The organism is Pseudomonas sp. P1_F1_2, assembly GCF_056405815.1.
Genome location: NZ_JBFUBK010000033.1, coordinates 40,009 through 56,467 on the forward strand (window position 1 = coordinate 40,009; position 16,459 = coordinate 56,467).

At 61.3% G+C, this 16,459-nt stretch carries 19 protein-coding genes; 13 read left to right on the top strand and 6 right to left on the bottom strand.

Translation table 11 applies throughout. The features are described from left to right. The first annotated feature begins 160 nt into the window (after nt 1-160). A complete protein-coding gene (locus AC1D2P_RS12420; RefSeq protein ID WP_046028087.1) occupies nt 161-844 on the top strand; it encodes a Crp/Fnr family transcriptional regulator in 684 nt (227 codons plus the stop codon). A gap of 5 nt (nt 845-849) precedes the next feature. Continuing rightward, nucleotides 850-1,041 carry a hypothetical protein gene (locus AC1D2P_RS12425; protein WP_046028089.1) on the top strand — a complete coding sequence of 64 codons (192 nt, stop codon included), beginning with the start codon at nt 850-852 and terminating at the stop codon, nt 1,039-1,041. Nucleotides 1,042-1,064: 23 nt separating this feature from the next. Here the strand turns inward: AC1D2P_RS12425 and AC1D2P_RS12430 are convergent, their stop codons facing one another. The 6 genes from AC1D2P_RS12430 to AC1D2P_RS12455 all read right to left on the bottom strand — a co-directional run bounded on the left by AC1D2P_RS12430 (nt 1,065) and on the right by AC1D2P_RS12455 (nt 6,741). Further along, nucleotides 1,065-2,906, bottom strand: coding sequence for a nitric oxide reductase activation protein NorD (locus tag AC1D2P_RS12430; RefSeq protein WP_109787021.1), 1,842 nt, complete (start codon nt 2,904-2,906; stop codon nt 1,065-1,067). Between the two features lie 78 nt (nt 2,907-2,984). Continuing rightward, nucleotides 2,985-4,412, bottom strand: a complete 1,428-nt coding sequence (locus tag AC1D2P_RS12435) for a cbb3-type cytochrome c oxidase subunit I (RefSeq protein ID WP_046028092.1) — start codon at nt 4,410-4,412, stop codon at nt 2,985-2,987. Between the two features lie 3 nt (nt 4,413-4,415). Then, the gene (locus AC1D2P_RS12440; RefSeq protein WP_046028094.1) at nt 4,416-4,856 is read right to left on the bottom strand and encodes a c-type cytochrome; all 441 of its coding nucleotides are present in this window, start codon (nt 4,854-4,856) and stop codon (nt 4,416-4,418) included. Nucleotides 4,857-5,098: 242 nt separating this feature from the next. Next, nucleotides 5,099-5,356, bottom strand: a complete 258-nt coding sequence (locus AC1D2P_RS12445; RefSeq protein WP_223523390.1) for a cytochrome C oxidase subunit IV family protein — start codon at nt 5,354-5,356, stop codon at nt 5,099-5,101. A 10-nt stretch (nt 5,357-5,366) separates the two neighbouring features. Then, complete coding sequence (locus AC1D2P_RS12450) at nt 5,367-5,954, bottom strand: cytochrome c oxidase subunit 3 family protein (protein ID WP_046028098.1); 588 nt, start codon at nt 5,952-5,954, stop codon at nt 5,367-5,369. Beyond that, entirely contained in the window at nt 5,938-6,741 is an 804-nt protein-coding gene (locus AC1D2P_RS12455) for a CbbQ/NirQ/NorQ/GpvN family protein (RefSeq protein WP_046028099.1), read from the bottom strand. The genes AC1D2P_RS12450 and AC1D2P_RS12455 overlap by 17 nt, the downstream gene beginning before the upstream one ends. A 199-nt stretch (nt 6,742-6,940) precedes the next feature. On the opposite strand from AC1D2P_RS12455, the gene AC1D2P_RS12460 reads away from it, so the two are divergent. The 11 genes from AC1D2P_RS12460 to AC1D2P_RS12510 are packed head-to-tail and all read left to right on the top strand — an operon-like array spanning nt 6,941 to nt 15,974. Further along, complete coding sequence (locus AC1D2P_RS12460) at nt 6,941-8,632, top strand: cytochrome D1 domain-containing protein (protein ID WP_477757574.1); 1,692 nt, start codon at nt 6,941-6,943, stop codon at nt 8,630-8,632. A gap of 24 nt (nt 8,633-8,656) precedes the next feature. After that, entirely contained in the window at nt 8,657-8,971 is a 315-nt protein-coding gene (locus tag AC1D2P_RS12465) for a c-type cytochrome (RefSeq protein ID WP_046028102.1), read from the top strand. 16 nt (nt 8,972-8,987) lie between these two features. Further along, the gene (locus tag AC1D2P_RS12470; RefSeq protein ID WP_046028104.1) at nt 8,988-9,314 is read left to right on the top strand and encodes a c-type cytochrome; all 327 of its coding nucleotides are present in this window, start codon (nt 8,988-8,990) and stop codon (nt 9,312-9,314) included. Then, complete coding sequence (locus AC1D2P_RS12475) at nt 9,311-10,489, top strand: cytochrome D1 domain-containing protein (RefSeq protein WP_477757575.1); 1,179 nt, start codon at nt 9,311-9,313, stop codon at nt 10,487-10,489. The genes AC1D2P_RS12470 and AC1D2P_RS12475 overlap by 4 nt, the downstream gene beginning before the upstream one ends. Before the next feature lies 1 nt (nt 10,490). Then, complete coding sequence (locus AC1D2P_RS12480; RefSeq protein WP_477757576.1) at nt 10,491-10,961, top strand: Lrp/AsnC family transcriptional regulator; 471 nt, start codon at nt 10,491-10,493, stop codon at nt 10,959-10,961. Beyond that, nucleotides 10,946-11,461 (top strand): siroheme decarboxylase subunit beta, encoded by a 516-nt coding sequence (gene ahbB / locus AC1D2P_RS12485; protein ID WP_109787026.1) that lies wholly within the window; start codon nt 10,946-10,948, stop codon nt 11,459-11,461. The genes AC1D2P_RS12480 and ahbB (AC1D2P_RS12485) overlap by 16 nt, the downstream gene beginning before the upstream one ends. Continuing rightward, nucleotides 11,454-11,897, top strand: coding sequence for an Lrp/AsnC family transcriptional regulator (locus tag AC1D2P_RS12490; RefSeq protein ID WP_109787027.1), 444 nt, complete (start codon nt 11,454-11,456; stop codon nt 11,895-11,897). The genes ahbB (AC1D2P_RS12485) and AC1D2P_RS12490 overlap by 8 nt, the downstream gene beginning before the upstream one ends. Then, nucleotides 11,872-12,375, top strand: coding sequence for a siroheme decarboxylase subunit beta (gene ahbB / locus AC1D2P_RS12495; protein WP_109787028.1), 504 nt, complete (start codon nt 11,872-11,874; stop codon nt 12,373-12,375). The genes AC1D2P_RS12490 and ahbB (AC1D2P_RS12495) overlap by 26 nt, the downstream gene beginning before the upstream one ends. Nucleotides 12,376-12,401: 26 nt before the next feature. Continuing rightward, nucleotides 12,402-13,580, top strand: coding sequence for a heme d1 biosynthesis radical SAM protein NirJ (gene nirJ, locus AC1D2P_RS12500; RefSeq protein ID WP_477757577.1), 1,179 nt, complete (start codon nt 12,402-12,404; stop codon nt 13,578-13,580). A gap of 52 nt (nt 13,581-13,632) precedes the next feature. Beyond that, entirely contained in the window at nt 13,633-14,472 is an 840-nt protein-coding gene (cobA, locus tag AC1D2P_RS12505; RefSeq protein WP_477757578.1) for a uroporphyrinogen-III C-methyltransferase, read from the top strand. Then, on the top strand, nt 14,469-15,974 hold the full coding sequence (locus AC1D2P_RS12510; protein WP_477757579.1) for a cytochrome D1 domain-containing protein: 1,506 nt from the start codon (nt 14,469-14,471) through the stop codon (nt 15,972-15,974). Before cobA ends, AC1D2P_RS12510 begins: the two co-directional genes overlap by 4 nt. Nucleotides 15,975-16,459: the final 485 nt, after the last annotated feature.

Here is a 16,459-nt window from a genome sequence, read left to right on the forward strand (position 1 = left end):
CCAAGAAAGCTCGATCCCCGGGAGCCCTCATGAAAAAGATCCTCCAGCCACTGGCCTGGTTCGTGGTGTTGACCTCCGTCGTGGCCGTCGCCAGTGGCGTGTCTTTGGGTCTCGTCTGATTTTTTCGCCAACCCCTGCACAACCTTCAGGATGAATTTTTATGGTGCTTCATCGCGTCCACCACCAGATTTTGCGCAGTCATCATTTGTTCGAGCCGTTGAATGAAGAACAGCTGGATGAATTGATGAGTACCAGCCAATTGCTGAGCATCGACAAAGGCGAACCGTTGTTTCGTCAGGGCGAGCCGGCCGACTCGTTCTATTTTGTGATTGCAGGGGCGGTAAAGATCTACCGCCTGACACCTGACGGGCAGGAAAAAGTGTTTGAGGTCCTCGGCGATCGGCAGACCTTCGCCGAGGCGATGATGCTGATGGACACGCCGAATTATGTGGCCTCGGCCGAAGCGGTTTGCCCCACCCAGCTCTACCGGTTATCCAACAGCACCTACATGCGCCTGCTTCAGAGCAACAGCCGGCTGACGTTTGCGCTGCTCGGCAAGCTCTGCGTGCGCCTGCATCAACGGGTCAATGAAATCGAAACCCTGTCACTGAAGAATGCCACCCACCGGGTCGTGCGTTATCTGCTGACACAACTGGTGCGCCAGCAAACCGTTGACAGTCAATTCGAGCTGCCGATGGCCAAGCAACTGATTGCCGGTCATCTCTCGATCCAGCCAGAAACGTTTTCGCGGATTATCCGCCGCTTGATTGATGAAAACATCATTGCTCAGGACGGCCGCCATATCGCCATTCTTGATCGCCTGCGCCTGGAACAGTTCGAGTAAACGCCATGCCCGCCTGCCTGTATTGCCAACATGGCAACCCACCCCACCAGAGTGATTGCCGCCAATGTGGCATGCCTCTGCCTGCACTGGCCGAGCGTGCCGGGGAGCGGCGTCAGCGTCGATTCCTGTGGTTCTGCATCGCCCTGACACTCTTTTGCGTGACGATGTTTTTCTGGCTGCCGCGCAGCATCGTTTGATGCTGCGCTGTCCAGGCCCCCTTTCAACCCTGAGTCAGTTGGCGATACAACTGCGGTAACCGCAGCGGCAGCTGTTCGGGCTGGCGGATCAGGGTGTAGCCATTGGCACCAAACATGTACGGCAGGTAATCCCCGGCCTCGCGGTCAATCGTGATACAGAACGGCGTCAACCCTTGGCGCCGCGCCTCCATCACCGCCTCGCGGGTGTCTTCGACACCGTAGCGCCCCTCATACAAATCCAGATCATTGGGCTTGCCATCTGTCAGCAGCAGTAACAGTTTGCTGCGCCGCTTGCTGCTGCCGAGCAACTGCGTGGCCTGGCGAATCGCCGCGCCCATGCGTGTGTAGTAACCCGGTTTGAGCCCTTGAATGCGCCCCCGGCTGGTGTCGTCATAGCGTTGTGTGAAGGACTTGAGTTCCTGCATGCGCACCTGCTGACGACGCAGCGAGGAAAACCCGTACAGGGCAAAGTCATCACCCAACGCCGACAAGGTTTCGCCGAACAACAGCAGGCTGTCGCGGATCACGTCGATGACGCGATGTTCATCGTTCAAATGAGCGTCGGTCGACATCGACACATCGGCCAGTAACAGACACGCGAGGTCGCGACGGGTTTGACGGTGTTCCATGAACAGCCCCCGTTCGGCGCACTGGCCATGGGCGCGCTCAACGTGAAAATCCAGCCAGGCCTGCATGTCCAGTTCCGAGCCCTGGGGTTGCTGGCGCAACCATTGGCGATCGTTGCGCAGATGCTCGAACTGGCGCCGCAAACGATGCGCCGAGGCCTTGAGCCGTGGCGGCAGCGGTTGAGCTTCGCAGTCGCGGGGGATCATCATTTGCAGGCTGACGAAGTCGTCCTGCAGGCGTTTTTTCCGGTAGTCCCACTCCGGCAACCGGATCCCCTCGCCCAGGGGAATATCGTCGACATCGGCCGGCGGCAAATCCAGGTGCAGCTTGAGACCACCGCCCTTGCGCAGGCGTGTGCGCGACAGGGTCAATTCGTCCAGATCGTCCGCCACTCGGGCCGCATCCGGGTCTTCGCTGTCGTCCGACCAGCGATCCAGGTCAACGTGTTCGGTCCAGCTGAACAGGTTCTCCAGACGGACGATCAACAGCCCGCCATCACGGGTGTTTTCATCGATTCGTGTGGCGCGCTTGCGTCCGCTTTTCTGCTCACCGGGAGGGGTCGCCAGGAACTCTTCGGATTCATCGCCCAGCTCGGCAGTCTGTGGACTGGCGAGATGCTGTGGCGGGTACAACCACAGGGGCAGCGGCCACGCGGCCCGTTCGCTGCGAGGAAAATGCTCGACACTGCCCGGCTCGCGTAGCGCCTGGCATAACGCCCGTTCCAGCGCCGCTTCGCTGCGGTTCAAGGACGCCGGATCGGGGCGCAATTGCAGGTGCGCATCGACCAGTCGCTTGTACCGGGCGCGCAACGCCGGGTAGCGCTGCAACAGCAATCGCGTCCAGCGTTGATTGTCCCGCCCCCAATGCCGCATGCGACCGGCCTGCGCCGCCAGCAACGTGAGCCAACGATAGAGTTCCTCGTTCAGTGCGGCATCCGGGAAGACAGCGAGGCTCGACGGCAGGCGAAGGTGTGTCTCATCGCACCACGCCAACGGCACTTGCTTGCAGGTGCCGGCGATCTGTTGCAGCAAGTTGCGCCGCAGCAGCAGGTCGCGGTCGCTGGCGGCCTCGACCCCCATGCCACTGGCGCCGCCCATGGCGCGAAACAACAGGGCCAGCGGGCGTTGCCGGGTATCCAGTTCGACGCGCGCTTCAGGGAAATCCGGGCTGGCGTGCCGGGTGATGAAACGGTGCCAGACACTGCCGGCCCACTCTTCCAGTTCGACGGTAAAGGCCATGATTGCTGCCCTTCTTGAACACAAAAAAAACGGCCCGCTGTATCAGCCGGGCCGACCTTTTCTAGCGATTGCCCCGGCTCATGAAGGCACGACCGCTGCTGGAGCGCGCAAAGCGGCACGGCCCCGTTGCTTGAAGCTGAGCAAGTAGCAGAGCAACCCGGCGAAGAACCCCAGACCGGCACCCAGACGTGCCCAGAACAGCACTTGCAGATGTTCGACGGTGGCCATGAATGGCAAGGCAATCCCGTCGGCCTGCCAGCGTTGCAGGTAGACCTGTACGACACCCGCTGCGGTGAGGAACAGCGTGATCATCACCATCGACAGGGTCATCAACCAGAAACCCCAGATCTCAAGTGTCTGCGAACGCTCGTCGCCCGCTTCACCCAACCCGCGCAAGCGCGGCATGGCGTAGCTGATCAAGGTCATCACGATCATGGCGTAAGCACCGTAGAAGGCCAGGTGACCGTGAGCGGCCGTCAGTTGCGAACCGTGGGTGTAGAAGTTGACCGGTGCCAGGGTGTGCAGAAAACCCCAGACGCCCGCACCGAAGAACGCCGTGACCGTGGTGCCCTTGGCCCACAACGTGGCGGCACGATTCGGGTGTTGCCGGCGACGGTTCTTCACCATGCTGAAGGCGAAGACCACCATGGCCAGGAACGGCAGCGGTTCCATGGCGGAGAAGATTGAACCGACCCACAGCCAGACCTCGGGCGCACCAATCCAGAAGAAGTGGTGACCGGTGCCGATGATCCCGGTAATCAGCGCCATGGCGATGATCACATAGAGCCATTTCTCCACGACTTCGCGGTCGACCCCGGTGATCTTGATCAGGACAAACGCGAGCATCGATCCCATGATCAATTCCCACACACCTTCCACCCAAAGATGCACCACCCACCACCAGTAGAACTTGTCGCGGGCCAGGTTACCGGGGTTGTAGAAGGAGAACAGGAAGAACACCGCGAGCCCGATCAACCCCGTCATCATGACCATGCTGACGGTGGTCTTGCGACCTTTGAGCAGGGTCATGCCGATGTTGTAGAGGAACCCCAGGCACACCACCACAATGCCCATCTTGGTGATGGTCGGTTGCTCCAGGAACTCCCGGCCCATGGTGGGCAGCAGTTCGTTGTGGGTCAGCCGGGCCAGGCCGGCATAGGGCACCAGCAGGTAGCCGAGAATCGTCAGCACACCCGCCGCCGCGAAGACCCAGAACAGAATGATCGCCAGCTTCGGACTGTGCAGCTCGCGGTCGGCCTCCTCCGGTATCAGGTAGTACGCCGCGCCCATGAAACCGAACAGCAGCCAGACGATCAGCAGGTTGGTGTGCACCATCCGCGCCACGTTGAAGGGAATGATCGGGAACAGAAAGTCCCCTACCACGTATTGCAGGCCCATGATCAAACCGAACAGCACCTGACCGAGAAACAGCATCAGGGCAAACACGAAGTACGGTTTGGCCACGGCTTGCGAGGCGAATTTCAGATGTGGATTAGCAATGCTCATCGCTTAGCCCTCCTTGTTTGGCGGCCAGCCATTGGTGTTGATTTTCGAGCTCCATTTGAGGAACTCGGCGATGTCATCCACCTCCTGCTCACTCAACTTGAACTGCGGCATCGCTCGCCGGCCCGGCACATTCAGCGGCTGCATTTTCATCCAGGCATGCAGGAAGGGTTTGAAGCCCTCCTCCCCGCCGCGTCGCTGGAACACATTGCCCAGCTCAGGCGCAAAGTAGGCGCCCTCGCCCAGCAGCGTGTGGCAGCCGATGCAGTTGTTTTGCTCCCAGACTGTCTTGCCGCGGATCACTGATTCAGTGAGTTGCGCTTCATTGCTGCGCGCTGGAAAGGTTTGTTCCGTGTGGTAGGTCAAGGCCAGGAATATCAGGAAGAAGAAAACGCTTCCCCCGAAGTAGATATTCCTGGCCATGCCTTTGGTGAAGGTCTCTGACATGGTCGCTTCCTCTTTGCTTGGCCCGTCCATTTTAGGAAGCGAGGGGTCGAAATCTGCTTGATGGCGATCAAGAAACTCCGATGGTTTTGCTCAGGTATTACACCTGTAGCAGCTGGCGCAGCCTGCGTTCGGCTGCGAAGCAGTCGTGAGAGGTGACACTGCAGTGATTCAGGTTAAAGGCGGGGGGCAGGATTTACGACGGCTGCGCAGCCGAACGCAGGCTGCGCGAGCTGCTACATGAGTTACACGATGGCCAGCAAGGTCAATCCCACCAACAACGCCAGCACCAACGCCCAGCTCATCATCAATCGCCGCCACAATCGCGGCGCGTGGCGCATCTCCATGAAGCCATTCGTAATCAGCCACGCCTTGGCGACAGCCACCAGCAAAATCGCAAGGGACAGCCACCACGCCGCCGCGGACTGCGCCAGCAACACCGTGCACAGGCTTAACGCGGTCAGTGCGACCCAGCAGACAAACAACCACCTGGTAGCAGACATTGGCACCTCATCAACCCAGCACGTAGACCAGCGGAAACAGCACGACCCAGATCAGGTCGACCATGTGCCAATACAACACGCCGGATTCGAATCCACTGCGGTTGCTGGCGTCATAGCGGCCACGACGGCACCGCTCGGCCAGCCATCCAAGGATCAACATGCCGAGCAGGACATGGAGAAAATGAAAACCGGTGAGAATCCAGTAGAGGGTAAAAAACGTGTTGTGCTCAAGGCCCAGCCCCGAGGCCAGCAAGTGCCGGTACTCGGTGACTTTCAACACCACATAGACACTGGCGGCAAGCAACGCGGCCAGCAGATAGATCGCGCCACGGCGTGACCGCGAGTGCCGGACCTGCTCCTGTGCCAGGGCGGCGAACAGCCCGGCAGTGAGCAGACTCAGGGTCATCGCCAGACCGGTTGAGGTGTTGAGCAACAGTCGGCTTTCGCCAAACATCTGCGGCTTGATGGCTTGGGTGACGGCGAACACCAGTATCAGAATGGCGAACACCGAGAGCTCGGCGAGGATAAAAAACCACATCGCCAGATCGCCCGGCAAGTGGCCAGGCGAAGCGTTTGCGGACTCAGCCGAAGTGGACATCAACCACGCCCATCAACGCGGCCACCGTCATCGGATCATCGCTCAACGGTTCGGCCAGGCACGCCATGCAGGCCTCACGCGGGCTCATCCCGGAGCGGATCATTCGCGCGGTAAAAATCAGCAGCCGCGTCGAGGCCACCTCCTCCAGATCATGCTGATCGAGCCGGCGCAGGGCCTGCCCCAGCCTGACCACTTGCGCCGCCAGCGCACTGTCCACCTGCGCTTCCCGGGCGACAATGCGCTCTTCCTCAGCCACGGGCGGATAGCCGAAACGCATCGCCACAAAGCGCTGACGGGTGCTCGGCTTCATGCCTTTGAGCAGGTTCTGGTAACCGGGGTTGTACGACACCACCAACATGAATGACGGTGGCGCCTGCAACACTTCGCCGGTGCGTTCCAGAAACAACTCCCGACGATCATCGGCCAACGGGTGCAGGACCACCACCGTGTCCTGGCGCGCCTCGACCACTTCGTCGAGGTAACAGATGCCGCCTTCGCGCACTGCGCGGGTCAGCGGTCCGTCCTGCCACCAGGTGCCCTGCGCACCAATCAGATGACGGCCGATCAAGTCGGCGGCACTCAGGTCGTCATGGCACGCCACGGTGTGCAGCGGCAGGTTCAATCGATGGGCCATGTGCTGAACGAAACGGGTCTTGCCACAGCCCGTGGGGCCTTTGATCAGCACCGGCATGCCGTGTCGCCAGGCTTGTTCGAACAGCGCCTCCTCATTATTGAGCGGTTGGTAGAAGGGTTCGACCTTGTTTTCGCGAGACGGGATATGGTCCATGGGGCACCTGATTCAACAGCGGATTCATGGAACACGCTAAGGGTCCCTGCGACAACCTGGCAAGCGAGATGACCGGCAAACTTGATCGCCGTCAAGCAAGCATTGGCCTGCTCGGGCATAGCCTTGCAGCGCACTTAGAACCTGCGTCCTGCGCTGCGGTTTCAGCGCATCGCAAAGGTCTTGCCTGAGGAGAAATGGAATGCTGATCAGCAATAGAAAAACGTTTGCTCTGACTGTCGCCGCACTGTATTCGGCACTGGCCGCCGCGGGGACTCAAGCGACCAGTGCCGAGGCACCCGCCGCCACTGCGGCCAATCCGTCCATGGTCAAAACGGCCGGCGCTCCCGACATGAGCCAGGCCGACTTCGACGCGTCCAAGGAAATTTACTTCCAGCGCTGCGCCGGTTGCCACGGTGTGTTGCGCAAAGGTGCCACCGGCAAACCGCTGACGCCGGACATCACCCAGTCTCGCGGGCAACCGTATCTGGAAGCGTTGATCACCTACGGCTCGCCGGCGGGGATGCCAAACTGGGGGACGTCCAATGCGTTGACCAAGGATCAGATCACGACCATGGCCAGGTTTATCCAGCACACACCGCCAACGCCGCCGGAATGGGGCATGGCCGAGACGCTGAAAACCTGGAAAGTGCTGGTCAAACCCGAGGATCGGCCGAAGAAACAGCTGAGCAAACTCAACCTGCCGAACCTGTTTTCGGTGACGTTGCGCGACGACGGCAAGATCGCCCTGATCGACGGTGACAGCAAGAAAATCGTCAAGCTGATCGAGACCGGTTATGCGGTGCACATCTCGCGTATTTCCGCCTCGGGCCGGTACTTGCTGGTGATTGGCCGAGACGCACGGATCGACATGATCGACCTGTGGCCGGTGGAGCCCACCAAGGTTGCTGAAGTCAAAGTGGGGATCGAAGCGCGCTCGGTGGAGACCTCCAAGTTCAAGGGCTACGAAGACAAATACACCATCGCCGGCTCCTACTGGCCGCCACAGTTCACCCTCATGGATGGCGAAACCCTGGAGCCCAAACAGATCGTTTCGACCCGTGGCATGACCGTCGACAAACAGGAATATCACCCCGAGCCCCGCGTCGCGGCCATCATCGCTTCCCACGAATGGCCGGAGTTCATCGTCAACGTCAAGGAAACCGGCAAAGTCATGCTGGTCAATTACCAGGACATCAAAAACCTCTCCATCACTTATATCGATGCCGCTCCGTTCCTGCACGACGGTGGCTGGGACAGCTCCCACCGTTACTTCATGACCGCCGCCAACAACTCCAACAAAGTCGCCGTGATCGACTCCAAAGAGCGCAAATTGACCGCGCTGGTGGACGTCGGCAAAACCCCTCACCCGGGTCGCGGCGCCAACTTTGACCACCCCACCTACGGACCGGTCTGGGCCACCAGCCACCTGGGCGACGAGGGGATTTCGCTGATCGGCACCGACCCGGTCAATCACCCGCAATACGCCTGGAAACAGGTCACCTCGATCAAGGGCCAGGGCGGCGGTTCTCTGTTCATCAAAACCCACCCCAATTCCCGTCATTTGTATGTCGACACCACCCTCAACCCCGACGCGAAACTCAGTCAGTCAGTGGCGGTGTTCAACATCGACAAGCTCGACGCCGGCTACACCGTGTTGCCCATTGCCGAGTACGCGGGAATCAAGCAAGGGGCGATGCGCGTCGTGCAGCCGGAATACAACAAGGCGGGCGATGAAGTCTGGTTCTCCGTGTGGAGCGGCCAGGCAGACGAATCGGCGCTGGTGGTGATCGACGACAAAACCCTGAAGCTCAAATCGGTCATCAAGGACAAACGACTGATCACACCCACCGGAAAATTCAACGTCTACAACACCCAACACGACATTTATTGAGCGTTATCAATGCAAGGAAACACCATGAAAAATACGCTGCTTTCACTGTTTGCCCTGACCGCTGCACTGAGCGTGCAACCGGCCATGGCCCAAGACGCGCTGGAACTGTTCAAAAGCAAACCTTGCGCTGCCTGCCACTCCATCGACGCCAAGATTGTCGGCCCGGCGCTCAAGGATGTAGCGGCCAAGAACGCGGGGGTGGCCGGGGCGGTGGACACCCTGGCCAGTCACATCAAAAACGGTACGCAAGGTAACTGGGGCCCGATGCCGATGCCGGCCAACCCGGTGACCGATGAAGAAGCCAAGACACTCGCGACCTGGGTCCTGAGTCTGAAATAGCCAATCGGAGGGCGTCATGATGGTGTATGGACACGCTGCAGTTCTGACGGCCCTCCTCCTCATTTGCGCAACGGCAGTTGCCACCCCTGACGCCAAGCGTCAGGCACAACTCGAACACCTGCTGGCCCAGGACTGTGGCGCCTGCCATGGGCTGCACATGACCGGCGGGCTGGGTCCCGAACTTACTCGCACCGCACTGGCCGGCAAGTCCCGGGACAGCCTGATTGCCACCGTCTCCCAAGGCCGACCCGGCACCGCGATGCCCGGCTGGGCCCCGCTGCTTGGCCCGGACGATATTCGTTGGCTGGTCGACCTTCTTCTCAAGGGATACCCCGCACCATGATCCGTTCAATCCTGCTGTCAGCGGCGACCGGGCTGTTGTTGTCCGCGTGTGCTCAACCGCCGTTGCGCGGCACCGGTGATCTCGGCGTAGTCGTGGAGCGCGCCAGCGGCAGTGTGCAAATCATTGAAAGCGATACCCGCTCGGCACTGGCCCGACTCGATGGTCTGGGTGACCTGTCCCACGCCTCGGTGGTGTTCTCCCGCGACCAGCGCTACGCCTATGTGTTCGGTCGCGACGGCGGCCTGAGCAAGATCGACTTGCTGACCCGGCGCATCGACCATCGACTGATACAAGGCGGCAACAGTATCGGTGGCGCCATCAGCCAGGACGGCAAATTGATCGCCGTGTCCAACTATGTGCCCGGCGGGGTCAAGGTCTTCGATGCCGTCACCTTGCAACTGGTGGCTGACATCCCTGCCACCCCATTGGCCGATGGCAGCAAGCGCTCGCGGGTGGTCGGCCTGGTCGACGCACCCGGCCAGCGCTTTGTGTTCAGCCTGTTCGATAGCGGCGAGATCTGGACGGCCGACTTCAGCCAGGGAACGTCGCCGAAGATCAGCCGCTTCACCGCCATCGGCCAGCAACCCTACGACGCGCTGATTACCCCGGACGGTCGCTACTACATGGCCGGGTTGTTCGGCGAAGACGGCATGGCCCAACTCGACCTTTGGCACCCCGAACGCGGAGTGCGGCGAGTGCTCGGCGATTATGGACGCGGCCAGGCGAAACTGCCGGTCTACAAGATGCCGCACCTGGAGGGCTGGGCCGTCGCCGACAACCAGGCGTTCGTGCCTGCGGTTGGCCGGCACCAGGTGCTGGTGATGGATTCGCGCACCTGGGAGCAAACCGCCGTCATTCCCGTTGCCGGCCAACCGGTGTTCGTCACCTCGCGCCCGGACGGTCGGCAACTGTGGGTCAATTTCGCCTACCCGGACAATGACCGGGTTCAGGTCATCGACACCGAAACCCACGCCGTGGTCGCCGATTTGCGACCGGGGCCAGCGGTGCTGCACATGGAGTTCACCGCGCGCGGTGATCAGCTATGGCTGTCATTACGCGATGGCGATCAGGTTCAAGTCTGGGACCCGTACAGCCTGAAGCAACTGAGCACCCTTGCCGCTGCCGCGCCAAGCGGCATCTTCTTCAGCAGCCGCGCGCAAAAAATGGGCTATTGAAATGAACCTCGACCTGCTCAGCCGCCAGTTGATCGACCGCTTCCAGCACGGCATGCCGCTGTGCGCGGAACCCTATCAAGAGATGGCCCGGATCCTGGGTTGCACCGAGCCGCAAGTGATGGCCTGTCTGCATCGCCTGCAATTGGCCGGCGCCTTGTCGCGCGTTGGCCCGGTGTTTGAACACAGCCGCGCCGGGGCCAGCACCCTCGCCGCCCTTGCCGTGCCTCCCGAGCGCCTGCATCAGGTCGCCGAACGCGTCAGCCAATACCCCGAGGTCAATCACAACTACGCGCGCGAGCATCACTACAACCTGTGGTTTGTGTTGACCGGTCCCGATCGCCAGCACATTGAGCGAGTGCTCGAAGAGCTGGAGAACGATACCGGTCTCACACCACTGGACCTGCCGATGTTGACTGCCTACCGCATTGACCTCGGTTTTGCCCTGGGAGAAAGCCCATGCAACCCGGATTGAACGCTAAACAGGCACTGGCCCTGCGTCGACACCTGGAAGGCGGCCTGCCGCGAGTACCGCGCCCCTATCAGTCCCTCGCCGAACGGATAAACGCCGACGAAAACCAGGTGCTCGCGCAAATGCATCAGTGGCACGAACAAGGGCTGTTCCGGCGCATCGGCCTGGTGCTCAACCACCGCGCACTGGGTTTTACCGCCAACGCCATGCTGGTGCTGGATGTTCCGGACGCGTTGATCGACGAAGTCGGCCAGCGCCTGGGCCGGGCGCCCGGCATCACGCTCTGCTATCAGCGACCACGACGCTTGCCGCAATGGCACTACAACCTGTTCTGCATGGTTCACGGGCGTCAACGGGATCAGGTCGAGGCGCAGATTCAGGCGCTGCTGAAGGAGCATTTGCTGGACGACCTGCCCCACGAATTGCTGTTCAGCACCCACGCCTTCAAACAATGCGGCGGGCGCTTTGCCCCGCTGCCAACAGGAGCTCCCCCCCGTGGATGACCTCGACCGTCGACTGATCAATCGCTTGCAACTGGGCCTGCCGCTGGTGCGCCAACCCTGGAAAGTACTGGCCGAGGAACTGGAGAGCAGCAGCGACGAATTGCTCGATCGCCTCCACCTTTTGCTGGAAGACGGCGTGCTCACGCGCTTCGGCCCGATGTTCGACATCGAGCGCTTGGGCGGCGCGTTCACCCTCGCGGCGCTGACGGTGCCGGAAGATCGTTTCGAAGACGTCGCGGAACAACTACAGGCCCTGCCTGAAGTGGCGCACAACTATCGACGCGAACACCCCTGGAACATGTGGTTCGTGCTCGGTTGCGCCACGCAACAACGACTGAGCGACACCCTGCATCACATCGAAACCCTGACCGGCCTGTCGCTGCTCAACCTGCCCAAAGAGGAGACCTACCATGTCGGTCTGTATTTCCCGGTCTGAAGACACCCTGGCTCACCGCTTGATCGAGCTGACCCAGGCCGGCTTGCCGCTGCTGGATGACCCTTGGGCCTGGCTCGCCGAACAGCTCGACCTCAGCATCGAGTCCACCCTGGACTTGCTCAAGCGATTACAGGCAGAGGGTGCCATCCGCCGCATCGCCGCCGTCCCCAATCACTATCGCCTGGGCTACCGCCACAACGGCATGACGGTGTGGGATGTGCGTGATGCAGACATGCCCCGCCTCGGCGCGCTGATCGGTGCGCAACCCTTCGTCAGCCATTGTTATCGACGCCCGCGCCGTACCGCGTGGCGCTACAACCTGTTTGCCATGGTGCACGGTCGCAGCAGTGAGGAAATCGACAGCTACCGCGAGCACCTGCGCTACTTGCTGGGAGATGCCTGCGCCGCCGACGAGATGTTGGTGAGCAGCCGAATCCTGAAAAAAACCGGTCTGCGCCTGCCACCCGCTTCGCACTGAACACGCGCCGACTCAAGGAGAGTTGCATGTTAAGGATCAGCCAATACCTGCGCGCACTGGCCGGCCAGGCGCCCGCCCCCAAAACCGGCGCATCGGGCAGCCAACGGCCACCCGTGGTGATCTGGAACCTGCTCAGGCGTTGCAACCTGACCTGCAAACACTGTTACGCCACGTCCGCTGACAGTGTCTTTCGCGATGAACTGGATACCCCGGCCGCACTCACGGTGATCGACGACCTGCATGACGCCGGCGTGAAGGTGCTGATTCTGTCTGGCGGTGAGCCCCTGTTGCGCGACGACCTGTTTGTGCTCAGCGCCTACGCCCGCGCCAAGGGGTTCTTTGTGGCGTTGTCCACCAACGGCACGCTGATTACTGAGCACAACATCGGGCAGATCCACGCGGCGCAGTTCGACTATGTCGGTATCAGCATCGATGGCCTGCAAGCCACCCATGACGCCTTCCGCCAACTCAAGGGCAGTTTTGCCCGTTCCATGCACGCGATCCGGCTCTGTCGCGAACAGGGTATTCGTGTTGGCTTGCGCACCACGCTCACCCAGGAAAACCATGGGCAACTGCCTCAGCTGCTGACGCTGATGCGTGAGTACGACGTGCAGAAGTTTTACCTGTCGCACCTCAACTACAGCGGTCGCGGCAAACGCAGTCGCACGCTCGACGCCCGGCAACAGATGAGCCGTGAGGCGATGACGTTGATCTTCGAACAGGCCTGGGACGATATCGCGCAGGGCCGCGACAGCGACTTTGTCAGTGGCAACAACGACGCCGACGCGATTCTGCTGCTGCAGTGGGTGAGCCTTCACCTGCCCGAGCACGCCTCGCGCCTGGAACGCATGCTCCGCGCCTGGGGCGGCAACGCTTCGGGCAGCGGCATCGCCAATATCGACAACACCGGCGACGTCCACCCGGACACTTATTGGTGGCAGCACTCGGTAGGCAACGTGCGGTACACGCCATTTCGCACCCTCTGGCTGGACCGCCCGGACGCCTTATTGCAGCAACTGCGCGAGCATCCGCGCGCCGTCGGTGGCCGCTGCGGCCAATGCCGCTGGCTGGACATCTGCAACGGCAACACCCGCACTCGCGCCTGGGCCGAAGGCGATCTCTGGGGCCAGGACCCCGGTTGCCACCTCAGCGACGAAGAAATCGGTGTGCCGCCCTTACCGACAATCCCTTGCGTCATGCACTGAAGCATCCACCTGGCCAGCCCCGGCCAACCTGATGAAGAACCAAGGACGTCCCATGCACCCCTCGATTGTTTTACCGGCTGCACTTGAGTCCACCTTCAGACCGGGCGAAGTGGCCCTGGTCGGCGCGGGTCCCGGCGATCCCCGCCTGCTGACCCTGCGTGCCTGGAGCCTGTTGATGCAGGCCGACGCCGTCGTCTATGACCGCCTGATCAGCCCCGAACTGCTGACGCTGATCCCCCTCGACTGCGCCCGGCATTACGTCGGCAAGGCCAGCGGTTGCCACAGCCTGCCCCAGGACCAGATCAACGAACTGCTCGCCGACCTCGCCGATCAAGGGCTGCGCGTGGCGCGGCTGAAGGGAGGTGACCCGTTCATTTTTGGTCGCGGCGCCGAGGAGCTGGAGTATCTGTTGCAACGCAACATTGATTGCCAGGTAGTCCCGGGCATTACCGCCGCGTCCGGGTGCAGCGCTTACGCCGGCATCCCGCTGACCCACCGCAACCTGGTCAACTCCTGTCGGTTCATCACCGGCCACCTGCAACACGACGGCGAGTTGATATTGCCCTGGCACGACCTGGCCGATACCAGCCAGACCTTGGTGTTTTACATGGGGTTATCGAACCTCGGGATTATCGCCGAGCGCTTGATTAATGCCGGGATGGCAGCCGACACACCCGCCGCGCTGATCAGCAATGGCACGCGGCCCGACCAGCATGTCGCGCGAGGCGTGCTGAAACACTTGCCGACGCTGGCACTGGACTGCCCGCCGGGTGTTCCGACTTTGACCGTCATTGGCCAGGTCGTCGACTTGTTCGCCACCCAACGACGGGACTATCCGGCGCGTTTTTACCCCGTTCAAGCGCTGAAACGCCATGCCAGGGTGACGGTATGAGGCGCGCGTTGTTCGTCCCGTTGTTGTGGGCAGGCGCCGCTTACGCAGGCGCTACGGTGGCGCCCGTCGAGGGGACACTGGAACAGGCCGCCGACCACTACCAACAGCATTGCCAAGGCTGTCATGGCGCCAACCGTTTCGGCGCGACGGGGCCGGCGTTGCTACCGGAGAGTCTGAGCCGGATCAAACCCGACGAAATCCGCAACGTGATCCGCGACGGTCGCCCCGCCAGCCAAATGGCCGGGTTTGCCAACGTGCTCAACCCGGCGCAGATCGATGCGCTGGCGAACTACCTTCAGCAACCGCCCGCCACCGCGCCCACCTGGAGCAACGACGACATTCGCGGCAGCCACACGGTACTCGCTGACCTCAGCACACTGCCCGACAGGCCCCAACATCACGCCGACCCACTGAACCTGTTTGTGGTGGTGGAAGCCGGCGATCACCACATCAATATCCTCGACGGCGATCGCTTTGAAGTACTGGCGCGGTTTGCTTCACACTTTGCCGTGCACGGCGGGCCGAAATTTTCGCCGGATGGGCGTTTTGTCTACGTCGCTTCGCGTGATGGCTGGGTCAGCCTGTACGACCTGCATAACCTGAAACTGATCGCCGAGGTCCGCGTCGGGCTCAACACCCGCAACCTGGCGGTGAGCAAGGACGGTCGATGGGTGCTGGTCGGCAATTATCTGCCGGGCAACCTGGTGGTGCTCGATGCCCGCGATCTGTCGCTGATCAAAACCCTGCCGGCCATCGGCCAGGACGGCAGTCCATCACGGGTCAGCGCGGTCTATACCGCCCCGCCACGGGACAGCTTTATCGTGGCGCTCAAGGACGTGAAGGAGGTTTGGGAATTGTCTTGCGCCGGCACACCAGACTTCGAACCACGGCGAATCCCGGCCGAGGATGTACTGGATGACTTTTCCTTTTCACCGGACTACAAGCAATTGCTGGCCACCTCGCGCAAGGCCGGGGGCGGTCAAGTGATCGACCTCGACACTGGCAGGATCGTCACCGACATCGCACTGCCGGGCATGCCCCACCTGGGGTCCGGGACCTACTGGAAACGCAACGGTCAGTGGGTATTTGCCACGCCGAACATCAGCAAAGGGCTGATCTCGGTCATCGACTTCAAGACCTGGAAACTGATCAAGGAAATTCCGACCCTGGGACCGGGTTTCTTCATGCGCAGTCATGTCAACTCACGCTATGCCTGGTCCGACGTGTTCTTCGGGCCTGACAACGATGCCATTCACCTGATCGACAAGCAGACCCTGGAAATTGCCCATACCTTGCGCCCGATGCCCGGCAAGACTGCCGCCCACGTCGAGTTCACCCGTGATGGCCGCTACTTGCTGCTGAGCATCTGGGCCACCGATGGCGCGCTGATCGTTTACGACAGCAATACCCTCGAGGAGATCAAACGCCTGCCGATGAACAAGCCGTCCGGCAAGTACAACGTCGGCAATAAAATCGAGTTTGCCGAGGGGACTTCGCATTAGGGTTTGGGTACATATCCGTTGCTTAGGTAACGGCTGCTATTGGTTCCGCCCTTACGGCGGGTCACTTTGGAAGAGCGCCAAAGTAACCAAAGCGCATTTGCCCCTTTCGTTCGGTGCCTCGCTTAGGCTCGGCATGCCCTCGCTCCGGTCCTGCTCCGTGGGCCCGCCGCCATCGGCCATCCATGGCCGGGGGCGGCTAACCCGGCATCCATGCCGGGTTGCCCACTGCGCAGAACCTCCACTCGGCCTCTCGAGGGGGCGGTGCGTCAACATCAAAAGCTGCAGGCGAGCTAACGCTCGGCCTGTTGAGTGGTGAAAAGCAAAGTCGTGCGCCGATACATTGTTGGGCGAACCTGCTCGCAAAGCTGTTGATTGTTCCCACCCTCCGTAGCAGCTGTCGAGCCTTGGCGAGGCTGCGTGTTTTTGATCTTGATCGTGATCTGTTGCCCCTTTCCCAGAGGCCGAACGCAGGCGTTGCGTAGGGG

What these genes read in the sequence shown, in the direction of transcription:
- AC1D2P_RS12470 (WP_046028104.1), top strand. Translation starts at nt 8,988, where the DNA reads ATGATGGTGTATGGACACGCTGCAGTTCTGACGGCCCTCCTCCTCATT.
- AC1D2P_RS12475 (WP_477757575.1), top strand. Translation starts at nt 9,311, where the DNA reads ATGATCCGTTCAATCCTGCTGTCAGCGGCGACCGGGCTGTTGTTGTCC.
- AC1D2P_RS12460 (WP_477757574.1), top strand. Translation starts at nt 6,941, where the DNA reads ATGCTGATCAGCAATAGAAAAACGTTTGCTCTGACTGTCGCCGCACTG.
- AC1D2P_RS12450 (WP_046028098.1), bottom strand. Translation starts at nt 5,954, where the DNA reads ATGTCCACTTCGGCTGAGTCCGCAAACGCTTCGCCTGGCCACTTGCCG.
- AC1D2P_RS12510 (WP_477757579.1), top strand. Translation starts at nt 14,469, where the DNA reads ATGAGGCGCGCGTTGTTCGTCCCGTTGTTGTGGGCAGGCGCCGCTTAC.
- AC1D2P_RS12425 (WP_046028089.1), top strand. Translation starts at nt 850, where the DNA reads ATGCCCGCCTGCCTGTATTGCCAACATGGCAACCCACCCCACCAGAGT.
- AC1D2P_RS12420 (WP_046028087.1), top strand. Translation starts at nt 161, where the DNA reads ATGGTGCTTCATCGCGTCCACCACCAGATTTTGCGCAGTCATCATTTG.
- AC1D2P_RS12445 (WP_223523390.1), bottom strand. Translation starts at nt 5,356, where the DNA reads ATGTCTGCTACCAGGTGGTTGTTTGTCTGCTGGGTCGCACTGACCGCG.
- AC1D2P_RS12430 (WP_109787021.1), bottom strand. Translation starts at nt 2,906, where the DNA reads ATGGCCTTTACCGTCGAACTGGAAGAGTGGGCCGGCAGTGTCTGGCAC.
- cobA (WP_477757578.1), top strand. Translation starts at nt 13,633, where the DNA reads ATGCACCCCTCGATTGTTTTACCGGCTGCACTTGAGTCCACCTTCAGA.
- nirJ (WP_477757577.1), top strand. Translation starts at nt 12,402, where the DNA reads ATGTTAAGGATCAGCCAATACCTGCGCGCACTGGCCGGCCAGGCGCCC.
- AC1D2P_RS12465 (WP_046028102.1), top strand. Translation starts at nt 8,657, where the DNA reads ATGAAAAATACGCTGCTTTCACTGTTTGCCCTGACCGCTGCACTGAGC.
- ahbB (WP_109787026.1), top strand. Translation starts at nt 10,946, where the DNA reads ATGCAACCCGGATTGAACGCTAAACAGGCACTGGCCCTGCGTCGACAC.
- AC1D2P_RS12440 (WP_046028094.1), bottom strand. Translation starts at nt 4,856, where the DNA reads ATGTCAGAGACCTTCACCAAAGGCATGGCCAGGAATATCTACTTCGGG.
- AC1D2P_RS12435 (WP_046028092.1), bottom strand. Translation starts at nt 4,412, where the DNA reads ATGAGCATTGCTAATCCACATCTGAAATTCGCCTCGCAAGCCGTGGCC.
- AC1D2P_RS12455 (WP_046028099.1), bottom strand. Translation starts at nt 6,741, where the DNA reads ATGGACCATATCCCGTCTCGCGAAAACAAGGTCGAACCCTTCTACCAA.
- ahbB (WP_109787028.1), top strand. Translation starts at nt 11,872, where the DNA reads ATGTCGGTCTGTATTTCCCGGTCTGAAGACACCCTGGCTCACCGCTTG.
- AC1D2P_RS12480 (WP_477757576.1), top strand. Translation starts at nt 10,491, where the DNA reads ATGAACCTCGACCTGCTCAGCCGCCAGTTGATCGACCGCTTCCAGCAC.